The organism is Mycobacterium attenuatum (assembly GCF_900566085.1).
GTDB classification, from domain to species: domain Bacteria; phylum Actinomycetota; class Actinomycetes; order Mycobacteriales; family Mycobacteriaceae; genus Mycobacterium; species Mycobacterium attenuatum.
In genome coordinates this window covers 5656-17670 of the sequence record NZ_UPHT01000050.1, presented here as the reverse complement: position 1 = coordinate 17670, position 12015 = coordinate 5656, and the positions used below count along the sequence as shown (strand labels likewise).

Annotated in this window: 3 protein-coding genes (1 of these 3 only partly in view); all 3 read left to right on the top strand. The window is 68.5% G+C overall.

The features are described 5' to 3' along the window. Tightly spaced (each overlapping or abutting the next), the 3 genes in view from EET13_RS08970 to EET13_RS08960 form a layout consistent with a single transcriptional unit that may run on beyond the window. Window positions 1–2093 carry the 3' end of a type I polyketide synthase gene (locus EET13_RS08970; protein WP_122441957.1) on the top strand. 4453 nt of this gene lie to the left of the window's left edge, so 2093 of the gene's 6546 nt are visible here — the last part of the coding sequence; its start codon lies off the left edge, out of view; it ends in the stop codon at window positions 2091–2093. Beyond that, a complete protein-coding gene (locus tag EET13_RS08965; protein WP_122441956.1) occupies window positions 2090–7573 on the top strand; it encodes a type I polyketide synthase in 5484 nt (1827 codons plus the stop codon). The genes EET13_RS08970 and EET13_RS08965 overlap by 4 nt, the downstream gene beginning before the upstream one ends. After that, entirely contained in the window at window positions 7570–12015 is a 4446-nt protein-coding gene (locus EET13_RS08960) for a type I polyketide synthase (protein WP_122441955.1), read from the top strand. Before EET13_RS08965 ends, EET13_RS08960 begins: the two co-directional genes overlap by 4 nt.

Below are 12015 nucleotides of genomic sequence, written 5' to 3'. Positions count from 1 at the left end.
TCCGAGTGGTCGCCGCCGGACTCAACTTCAGCGACGTGCTCAAGGCGATGGGCGTGTATCCCGGGCTCGACGGCGCCGCGCCGGTGATCGGTGGCGAGTGCGTCGGCTACGTGACCGCCATCGGCGACGACGTCGACTCAGTCGAGATCGGTCAGCGCGTTATCGCCTTCGGCCCCGGCACGTTCGGGACCTACGTGGGCACGCTCGCCGATCTCGTCGTCCCCATCCCCGACACGCTGCCCGACAACGAGGCGGCCACCTTCGGCGTCGCGTATCTGACCGCGTGGCACTCGCTGTGCGAGGTCGGCCGGCTGTCCCCGGGTGAACGCGTGCTCATCCATTCCGCTACCGGCGGTGTCGGAATGGCGGCGGTCTCGATCGCCAAGATGATCGGCGCCCGCATCTACACCACAGCCGGCTCGGAAGCCAAGCGCGACATGCTGTCCCAGCTCGGCGTCGAGTACGTCGGCGACTCGCGCAGCGTCGACTTCGCTGACGAGATCCTTGAGCTCACCAACGGCTACGGTGTCGACGTCGTGCTCAATTCGCTGGCCGGCGAGGCGATTCAGCGCGGCGTGCAGATCCTGGCCCCCGGCGGCCGGTTCATCGAGCTGGGCAAGAAAGACGTCTACGCCGACGCCAACCTGGGGCTGGCGGCGCTGGCCAAAAGCGCGTCCTTCGCCGTGGTGGACCTGGACCTGAATCTCAAGCTGCAGCCGGCGAAGTACCGCCAACTCCTGCAACACATCCTGCAGCACGTCGCGGACGGCAACCTGCCGGTGCTACCCGTCACCGAATTCGGTCTGCGCGATGCGGCCGACGCATTCCGGCTCATGGCCTCCGGCAAGCACACCGGCAAGATCGTCATCTCGATACCGGATAGCGGCAGCATCGAGGCGTTGGCAGCCCCGCCGCCGGTTCCGCTGGTCAGTCCCGACGGCGGCTACTTCGTCGTCGGCGGCATGGGCGGTCTCGGCTTCGTGGTCGCCCGCTGGCTGGCCGAGCAGGGCGCGGGATTGGTTGTGCTGAACGGACGTTCGGCTCCCGACGACGAGGTGGCGGCGGCCATCGCCGAGCTCAACGCGACGGGGCACCGGATCGAGGTGGTCACCGGTGACATCGCTGAACCCGGCACGGCCGACCGGCTGGTGCAAGCGGTCGAAGATGCCGGTTTCCGGCTGGCCGGGGTTTTGCACAGCGCGATGGTGCTGGACGACGAAATCGTGTTGAACATGACGGATTCGGCCGCCGCGCGGGTGTTCGCTCCCAAGGTCACCGGCAGCTGGCTGCTGCACCAGGCGACCGCTTCACGTGACCTCGACTGGTGGCTCACCTTCTCCTCGGCCGCCGCGCTTCTCGGCACACCCGGGCAGGGCGCCTACGCCGCGGCGAACTCGTGGGTCGACGGCCTGGTTGCGTACCGGCGTTCGCGCGGACTGCCCGCAGTCGGAATCAACTGGGGCCCATGGGCCGAGGTCGGCCGCGCCCAGTTCTTCGCCGATCTGGGGGTTTCGATGATCACCGCAGAGCAGGGACTAGAAGCGATGCAGACGGTACTGGCCGCCGACCGGGCGCGTACGGGTGTGTTCAGCCTGGATGCACGGCAGTGGTTCCAATCCTTCCCGGCGGTGGCCGGGTCGTCGTTGTTCGCCAGGCTGCAGGACTCGGCGGTCCCCGAACGAAGCGGCGGCGGAAAGGTCCGAGCGCAGCTGGACGCCCTCGACGCGGCCGAACGCCCCGCCCACCTGGCGTCGGCGATCGCCGGTGAGATCCGTGGGGTGCTGCGCTCGAGCGACCCGATCGACCACGACCGGCCGCTCGAGACGCTGGGACTCGATTCGCTGATGGCCCTCGAATTGCGAAACCGGCTGGAAGCCAGCTTGGGGATCACTTTGCCGGTCGCCCTGGTCTGGGCTTACCCGACCATCACCGATCTGGCGGTCGCGCTGTGCGAACGCATGGACTACGCACCACCGGCCGCCTCGCAGCAAGTTGACGACGCCGAACCCGAACTGTCCGACGCGGAGATGGACTTGCTGGCCGACCTGGTCGAAGCCAGCGAGCTGGAAGCGGCATCGCGAGGTGAGTCATGACAAGCCTGGCAGAGCGCGCGGCACAGCTGTCACCGAACGCCCGGGCGGCCCTGGCGCGCGAACTCGTCCGCGCCGGCACGGCCTTCCCCACCGACATCGCCGAGCCGATTGCGGTGGTGGGCGTCGGCTGCCGCTTCCCGGGGAATGTGACTGGACCGGAAAGCTTCTGGCAGCTACTGGTCGACGGCGTGGACACGATCGGCGAGGTGCCGCCGGATCGGTGGGACGCGGACGCGTTCTACGACCCCGACCCGTCGACGCCCGGATGCATGACGACGAAATGGGGCGGATTCGTTTCCGACGTCGACGCTTTCGATGCCGACTTCTTCGGCATCACACCCCGCGAAGCCGTGGCGATGGACCCGCAGCACCGGATGTTGCTCGAGGTTGCCTGGGAAGCCCTCGAACACGCCGGTATCCGGCCGGATTCGCTGAGCGGCAGCCGAACCGGGGTGATGATGGGGTTGTCGTCGTGGGACTACACGATCGTCAACATCGAACGCCGGGCCGACATCGACGCCTACCTGAGCACCGGAACCCCACACTGCGCGGCGGTGGGCCGGATCTCCTACCTGCTGGGATTGCGCGGCCCGGCGGTCGCCGTGGATACCGCGTGCTCGTCGTCACTGGTGGCGATCCACCTGGCCTGTCAGAGCCTGCGGTTGCGCGAGACCGACGTCGCGCTGGCCGGCGGCGTGCAACTCACCTTGTCGCCGTTCACCGCGATCGCGCTGTCCAAGTGGTCGGCGCTGTCGCCGACGGGCCGCTGCAACAGCTTCGACGCCAACGCCGACGGATTCGTGCGCGGCGAGGGCTGCGGGGTGGTGGTGCTCAAACGGTTGGCCGACGCGCTACGCGACCGGGACCGGGTGCTGGCGGTGGTCCGCGGTTCGGCAACCAACCAGGACGGCCGGTCCAACGGCATGACGGCACCCAACGCGCGGGCGCAGCGCGACGTGATCACCGCTGCGCTGCGGCTCGCCGACGTCACCGCCGACAGCGTGCAGTATGTCGAAACACACGGCACCGGAACGATATTGGGCGACCCCATCGAGTTCGAGTCGTTGGCGGCCACCTATGGCGTGGCCCAAGGCCAGGGCGAGGGCTCGTGCGCATTGGGTTCGGTCAAGACCAACATCGGCCACCTGGAGGCCGCCGCCGGGGTGGCGGGATTCATCAAGGCGGTACTGGCGGTGGAGCGCGGGGGCATTCCGCGCAATCTGCACTTCGCCCGGTGGAACCCTGCCATCGACGCGTCGTCGACGCGGTTGTTCGTGCCTACCGAGACCTCGCCGTGGCCCGCGACAACCGGGCCGCGCCGCGCAGCGGTGTCGTCGTTCGGCCTCAGCGGGACCAACGCACACGTCGTCCTCGAGCAGTGCCCGGACCAGCCGGCAGCAGCTGCTGTCGAAGCACCCCCCGTCTCAACCGTAGTGGTGTCGGGCAAGACGCCGCAACGCGTGGCCGCCATGGCCGAGGCGCTGGCCGACTGGATGTCCGGACCGGGCGCGGCCGCATCGCTTGCTGATGTGGCACACACGATGAACCACCACCGCGCTCGGCACGCCAAGGTCGCCACCGTGGTCGCGCGGGACCGCACGGAGGCGGTCGCGGGATTGCGGGCGCTGGCGGCGGGACAACCGCGTGCGGGTGTGGTGAGTTGTGATCAACATGCCGCTGGGCCGGGGCGGGTATTCGTCTACTCGGGTCAGGGTTCGCAGTGGGCCGGGATGGGCCGGCAGCTGCTGGCCGACGAACCGGCGTTCGCCAAGGCGGTAGCCGAGCTGGAGCCGGTATTCGTTGCCCAGGTTGGGTTTTCGCTGCAGCAGACGCTTTCCGCGGGCGACGAGGTGGTGGGTATCGACCGCATCCAGCCGGTGCTGGTCGGGATGCAGTTGGCCCTGACCGAGTTGTGGCGGTCCTATGGCGTGACGCCGGATGCGGTAATCGGGCATTCGATGGGCGAGGTGGCCGCCGCGGTCGTCGCCGGCGCGTTGACACCCGAGCAGGGCTTGAAGGTGATCGCCACCCGGTCGCGACTGATGTCGCGCCTGTCCGGGCAGGGTGCGATGGCGCTGCTCGAACTGGACGCCGGGGCCACCGAGGCGCTGATCGCCGACTATCCGCAGGTGACCCTGGCGGTGCATGCGTCACCGCGCCAGTCGGTGATCGCCGGGCCGCCGGAAGCGGTGGACTCGATAGTCGCTGTCGTTGCCGCACAGAATCGGCTGGCGCGGCGGGTCGAGGTCGACGTGGCCTCCCATCACCCGATCATCGACCCGATCCTGCCCGAATTGCGAAGCGAGCTAGCGGATTTGGCTCCGCAGCCGCTGCGCATCCCGATCATCACGACCACTCGGGCTTGGGACGAGCACTCGCAGCCGGTGATGGATGCCGACTACTGGTCGGCAAACCTGCGCAACCCGGTGCTCTTTCACCAGGCCATCAGAGCCGCGGCCGAGCGCCATGGGTACCACACCTTCATCGAGATGAGCCCGCACCCGGTGCTCACCCACGCCATCACCGAAACCCTGGGCGAGACCGGTGAGCATCTCGTCACGGGCGCGATGAACCGCGACCAGGACCAAACCCTGTTCTTTCACGCCCAACTCGCCACGATCGGGATGACCACCCCGGACGGGGTCGCCGGACGCCTCGTGGACCTGCCCCCAAATCCGTGGCAGCACAACAGCTTCTGGGTAGCGGATCGGTCCGCGATGTCGGAACTGGCCGCCACTCATCCATTGCTGGGCGCGCACATCGAGATGCCCAGCGGTGGAAACCACGTCTGGCAGGCCGACGTCGGCACCGACGTATCTCCCTGGCTGGGAGACCACAAGGTGTTCGGCCAGCCGATCATGCCGGCCGCGGCGTTCGCCGAGATCGCACTGGCGGCGGCCAGCGAAGCGCTCGGCGTATCGACCGACTCGATCGGCATCACCCAGTTCGAGGTCGAGCAAATGCTCCCCCTCAGCAACCACACCCAGCTGACCACCCAGTTGATTCGCAACGGCGACAGCCAGATTCGGATCGAGATCTATTCCCGCTCCCCCGACGCGGAATTCCGCCGCCACGCCACGGCCCGGGCCGAACAAGCACAGCCCGGCGTCGCGCGCAGTTACCCCCAGGCGCAACGTTCTTCCAACGTGACGTCGGTGTCACCGGCCGATTTCTACACCCTGCTGCGCCAAACCGGCCAGCACCACGGCCCCGCCTTCGCGGCGCTGAGCCGCATAGCGCGACTCCCCGACGGTTCCGCCGAAACCGAAATCACCCTTCCCGACGAGGCTCCCCGGCATCCCGGATATCGGCTTCACCCGGCCATGTTGGATGCGGCCCTGCAGAGCCTGGGTGCCGCAATACCCGACGGCGAAGTCGCGGGGTCCACCGAGGCCAGCTATCTGCCGGTGTCCTTCGAAAAGATTCGCGTCTACCGCGACATCGGCCGCCATGCCAGGTGCCGCGCGCACCTGGCCAATCTCGACGGCGGCGCCGGCAAGCTAGGCAACATCGTCCTGATCGACGACGCCGGCCAGGTCGCGGCCGAAATCGATGGCATCTATCTGCGGCGCGTCGAGCGCCGCGCGGTGCCGCTGCCGTTGGCGCAGAAGATCTTCGACGCCGAATGGATCGAAAGCCCGATCCCACTCGAGGCTGCGCCACAGCCGGGACGCGAGCCCGCACCGGGCAGTTGGCTGGTGCTCGCCGACGCCACCGCAGACGAGCACACCCGGCTCATGGCAGACCAGTTCGTGGAGCGGTGGCGTTCGCCGGCGCGACGGGTGCACACCGCCGATCTGGGCGACGAACCGGCGGTGCTGGCTGCGTTCGCGGAAACCGCGGGCGATCCGGACCATCCGCCCGTCGGCCTGGTCGTTTTCGTCGGCGGCGCCTCGACCGGATTGGACGACGGGCTGGCCGCCGCGCGAGACCGGGTGTGGTCGATCACGACCGTCGTCCGGGCCGTCGTGGGCACCTGGCACGGCCGGTCACCACGACTGTGGCTGGTCACCGGCGGCGGGTTGGCGGTTCACGACGACGAGCCGGGAGCCCCGGCAACGGCGTCCTTGAAAGGTCTGGTGCGTGTCCTGGCCTTCGAGCATCCCGATATGCACGCCACCCTGGTCGATCTGGATGTCCCGCACGATCCGCTTACCGCGCTGACCGCCGAACTGCAGGACCGCGGCAATGACGACGTGATCGCGTGGCGCGATGACCGCAGGTTCGTCGAACGCCTGTCACGGGCCACTGTCGACGCAGACCAGCGGCATCCGGTGGTCCGCGCCGGAGCGTCGTACGTCATCACCGGTGGGCTGGGCGGTCTCGGATTGGTCGTCGCGAAATGGCTGGTGGACCGCGGCGCCGGCCGGGTGGTGCTCAATGGGCGCAGCGAACCCACCGACGACCAGCACAAGGCGTTGACCGCATTGGAGGCCCGCGCCGACATGGTGGTCGTCCGCGGCGACGTGGCGGCGCCGGGCGTGGCCGAAAGCCTCATCGCCGCCGCCCGGCAAGGCGGGGCTGAACTACGCGGCGTCGTGCACGCCGCCGCGGTCATCGAAGACAGCCTGGTGTTCTCCATGAGCAGAGACACCCTGGAGCGGGTATGGGCGCCCAAGGCCGCCGGAGCGCTGCGGATACACCACGCGACCGAGGGCTGCGAGCTCGACTGGTGGCTCGGATTCTCCTCCGTCGCATCACTATTGGGCTCGCCCGGCCAGGCGGCCTATGCGTGCGCCAGCGCCTGGCTCGACGCGCTGGTGACCTGGCGCCGGGCGTCGGGCCTCCCGGCGGCGGTGATCAACTGGGGGCCGTGGTCGGAGGTGGGCGTCGCGCAAGCCCTGGTCGGCAGCGTCCTGGACACCATCACCCCCGCGGAGGGCATCGAGGCTCTCGACTCGCTGCTGGCCGCCGGCCGGGCCCGCACCGGCGTTGCCCGGCTGCGCGCCGACCGGGCTCTGGTCGCGTTCCCGGAGATGCGCGCCATCAGCTACTTCACGCGGGTGGTGGCGGAGCTGGACTCGGCCGGCGATCTCGGCGACTGGGCCGGCCCCGACGCGCTTGCCGATCTCGACGCCGGCGAGGCCCAGCGCGTGGTGACCGAGCGGATGCGCGCGCGCATCGCGGCGGTGATGGGCTACGCTGACCGGTCGGCTGTCGATCCCGCCACCCCGCTGACCGACCTGGGGCTGGACTCCCTGATGGCGGTGCGGATCCGCAACGGCGCGCGGGCGGACTTCGGCGTGGAACCGCCGGTGGCGCTGATCTTGCAGGGCGCGTCCCTGCACGACCTGACCACCGACCTGATGCGCCAACTCGGGCTCTCGGGTCCCGACCAGGCGACCGACAACCTGGAAAACACGGCCGTCGTTCGCGACCGGGCGCAGCAGCGCGCGGCGGCGCGACACGGAGCCGCGATACGGCGGCGGGCCAAACCTGGAGTACCCACACCTGGGGTACAGGGAGGACAAGACTTGTGAGCACCCCCGACAACGCGATCGCGGTCGTCGGCATGGCCGGCAGATTCCCCGGCGCAAACGATCTTTCGACCTTCTGGAGCAATCTTCGGCGCGGCAAGGAGTCGATCGTCACCCTGTCCGAACAGGAACTGCGCGACGCGGGGGTCAGCGACAAGACGCTGGCCGACCCGGCGTACGTGCGTCGCGCACCGCTGCTCGACGGGATCGACGAATTCGACGCCGAATTCTTCGGATTCCCGCCGCTGGCCGCGCAGGTGCTCGACCCGCAACACCGGCTGTTCCTGCAGTGCGCGTGGCATGCGCTCGAGGACGCCGGATGTGATCCCGCCCAGTTCGACGGCTCGATCGGCGTGTACGGAACCAGTTCGCCCAGCGGCTACCTGCTGCACAACTTGCTGTCGCATCGGGACCCCAACGCCGTGTTGGCCGAGGGACTCAACTTCGACCAGTTCTCCTTGTTCCTGCAAAACGACAAAGATTTCCTGGCAACGCGGATATCGCATGCGTTCAACCTGCGCGGCCCGAGCATCGCGGTCCAAACCGCATGCTCGTCCTCGCTGGTCGCGGTACACCTGGCCTGCCTGAGCCTGCTGTCCGGCGAGTGCGACATGGCCCTGGCCGGCGGGTCGTCGCTGTGCATCCCGCACCGCGTCGGTTACTGGAACTCGCCGGGATCGATGGTGTCGGCGGTCGGCCACTGCCGGCCCTTCGACGTGCGCGCCGACGGCACCGTCTTCGGCAGCGGGGTGGCGATGGTGGCCCTCAAACCGCTGCAGGCCGCTATCGACGCCGGAGACCGCATTCACGCCGTCATCCGCGGATCGGCGATCAACAACGACGGATCGGCGAAAATGGGTTACGCGGCACCCAATCCGGCCGCTCAGGCCGACGTCATCGCCGAAGCCCACGCGGTGGCCGGCATCGATTCCTCGACCGTCAGCTATGTCGAGTGCCACGGCACCGGCACCCCGCTCGGTGACCCCATCGAAATCCAAGGGCTGCGAACGGCATTCGAGGTCTCCGACACGCCACGGCCGGGCCCGTGCGTGCTGGGCTCGGTCAAGTCCAACATCGGCCACCTGGAAGTCGCCGCCGGAATCGCGGGTCTGATCAAGACGATCCTGTGCCTGAAGCATGAGGCGATTCCCGCGACGCTGCACTACACCAGTCCCAACCCGGAACTGCGGCTGGACCAAAGCCCATTCGTCGTGCAAAACAAGTACGGCCCGTGGGAGTGGGACGGCGTACTTCGCGCCGGGGTGAGCTCGTTCGGCGTCGGCGGCACCAACGCACACGTCGTCTTGGAGCAGGCACCCGCACAGGCACCGCCGGTTCCTGCCCACACCGGACCACAGGTGTTGCTGCTGTCAGCGAAAACCACTGCCGCGCTGCGGGAGTCGCGGGATGCACTGGCCAGTGCGCTGGAACGGCCGGACAGCCCGGACGTGGCCGACGTCGCTTACACCCTCACCCGTCGCCGCAAGCACAACGTGTCCATGGCCGCCGTCGTCCACGACCGCGAGCACGCGGTCAAGGTCCTACGGGCCGCCGAGCACGACAACGTCTTCCTCGGCGAATCCGGCACCGGGGACGCGCCCGAACCAACCACCGCGCCGGACCGCGTCGTGTTCCTGTTTCCCGGGCAGGGCGCCCAGCACGTCGGCATGGCCAAGGGGCTTTACGACACCGAGGCCGTTTTCGCAGAACACTTCGACAGCTGCGCCGCGGGGTTCCGCGATGCGATGGGCATTGATCTGCATGCCGAGGTGTTCGGCGGCACGGCAACGGATCTGGAACGCATCGACCGATCACAACCGGCGCTGTTCACCGTGGAGTATGCGCTGGCAAAGCTGGTCGACAGCTACGGCGTGCGGGCCGGTGCCTACATCGGCTACAGCACCGGCGAATACATCGCGGCCACCCTGGCCGGGGTGTTCGACGTCGAGACAGCGATCAAGACGGTCGCGTTGCGGGCCCGCCTGATGCACGAATCACCGCCCGGCGCGATGGTCGCGGTGGCGGTGGGCCCCGACGACGTCGCGCAATATCTCTCGCCGGGGGTGGAGCTCTCCGCGGTCAACGACCCTGGCAACTGCGTGGTCGCCGGGCCCAAGGACGCGATCCGCGAGTTCAGCCAACGTCTCAACGAGGCCGGCATACCGGTTCGCCGGGTCCGCGCGACGCATGCGTTCCACACCAGCTCGATGGATCCGATGTTGGAAGAATTCCAGGGCTTCCTGTCCCGACAGCAGTTGCGCGCCCCCCGCACACCGTTGCTGAGCAACCTCACCGGGACGTGGCTGACCGAGCAGCAGGTCACCGATCCGGCCACCTGGACACGTCAGATCAGTTCCCCGATCAGGTTTGCCGACGAACTCGACGTGGTGCTGACGGACCCGGGCCGGGTGCTCGTCGAGGTCGGTCCCGGCGGCAGCCTTACCGGCTCGGCGATAAGACATCCGAAGTGGTCGGCCGGGCACCGCTCGGTCCGGCTGATGCGGCACCCGATTCAGAACGCCGACGACCGCGACACCTTCCTGCGAGCCCTGGGTGAGCTCTGGTCGGCCGGGATCGAGATCGACTGGACGCCGCGGCGCACCGGCCAGCCGCAGCTGGCTTCCTTACCCGGCTATCCGTTTGCCCGCCAACGGCATTGGGTGGAGCCGAAGCACACGGTCCGGGTGCAGGTTCCCGCCGGGAGCAACGGCTCCTCGGTGGGGGTCAGGGCTGCCTCGGAGACGGGCACCGCCGCCGAGGCGTCCGGCAGCGGGGAGTCACAGACTGAGATCACGCTGCGGCGGATCTGGGAACAGTGCATGGGTGTGAGCTCCATCGATCGCAACGCCAATTTCTTTGACATGGGCGGCGATTCCCTGATGGCGATCAGCATCGCGATGTCGGCGGCCAACGAGGGCCTGACCATCACGCCGCAGGACCTGTACGAATACCCCACGCTGGCGGCGCTGTCCGCCGCTGTCGACGCTTCCTTCGCGGCCAGCGGGTTGGCGAAACCCGCTGGGGCGCAGGCGCATCCAGCTGTTCCGCCGAATATCGCCTACTTCCTAGACCGGGGGCTGCGCGACACCGGCCGCTGGCGCGTGCCGCTGATCCTGCGGTTGGACCCCAAGATCGCGACGGAGGATGTCCGGGCGGTGCTGACCGCGGTGGCCAACCACCACGACGCGTTGCGCCTGCACATTGTCGATACGGCCGGGATGTGGGAGCAGCACATCGCAGGGCCCGCGGAGTTCACCCGGCTCTCCACCGCGTCACTTCCCGACGAGGTGTCCGCCGGCAGCCCACAGGAGCGTGCGGCGGTGTCGGCCATCGTGGCTGAGCTGGCTGCACGCCAAGACCTCTCGGATGCACCACTGAGCGCGGTACACATCACCGCCGGGCACGGCGGTCACCACTTCCTGGGCCTTAGCCTGCACGAGACGGTCAGCGACGATGCATCGCTGCAGATCCTGGGCAGCGATATCATCACCGCGTTCGGCCGGCGGCTGGCGGGCGAGGAGATCGCGCTCGAGCCGGTCACCACGGGGTGGCGGGACTGGTCGGTGCGCTGCGCGGCCCTGGCGACGCATCCGGCGGCCCTCGACACCCGCTCTTTCTGGATTGAGAATTCCGGCAAGGTGACCTTGTGGCTGACCGACGCCGCGGCTGCTGCCGAGCACCCGCAACCGCCCGGCGCCGACGATCTGATCAAGTCGTCAACCACGCTGAGTTTCGAGCAGACCTCCGAACTCGATGACGCTCGGCGGCGGTTCCGCCGCTCGATCCAAGAGATCGTGCTGGCTGGGCTGGGCCGGACGATAGCCAAGACGGTCGGTGAGGGTGTGCTTGCCGTCGAACTCGAGGGCGAGGGACGCTCGGTGCTGCGGCCGGACGTCGACCTGCGCAGAACCGTGGGTTGGTTCACCACGTACTACCCCATTCCGCTGGCATGCGTGAACGGGCCAGGCGCGGCGGCGATTGCGCAGCTCGACGCCGTTCACGACACGCTGAAGTCGGTTCCGCACTACGGAATCGGATACGGGCTGCTGCGGTATCTGTATGCACCGACAGGGCGCGTGCTCGGTGCGCAGCGCACTCCTGACATCCACTTCCGCTATGCGGGCGTCATTCCCGAATTGCCGGGCACCGATGCCCCCGTGCAGTTCGACTCCGACATGACGATGCCCGTGCGGGAATCGATTCCCGGCCTCGGTCACGCCATCGAACTCCGGGCATACCGTTTCGGCGGCTCACTGCATCTGGATTGGTGGTACGACAGCCGCCGGATTCCGGCGGCGACTGCAGCAGCGCTGGTGCAGAACTTCCCGGCCGCGCTCAGCGAGCTGATCCAGGAGGCCATCGCGGCCGAACACGACGAAAGCGAAGACGTCGGGGCACCCGAAGCGGGCGCTCTGGTGGACTTGTCCAGCCTGGACGCGGGCTGA

Excerpts from the sequence above, each read along its gene's own strand:
- EET13_RS08965 (WP_122441956.1), top strand. The coding sequence starts at position 2,090 with ATGACAAGCCTGGCAGAGCGCGCGGCACAGCTGTCACCGAACGCCCGG.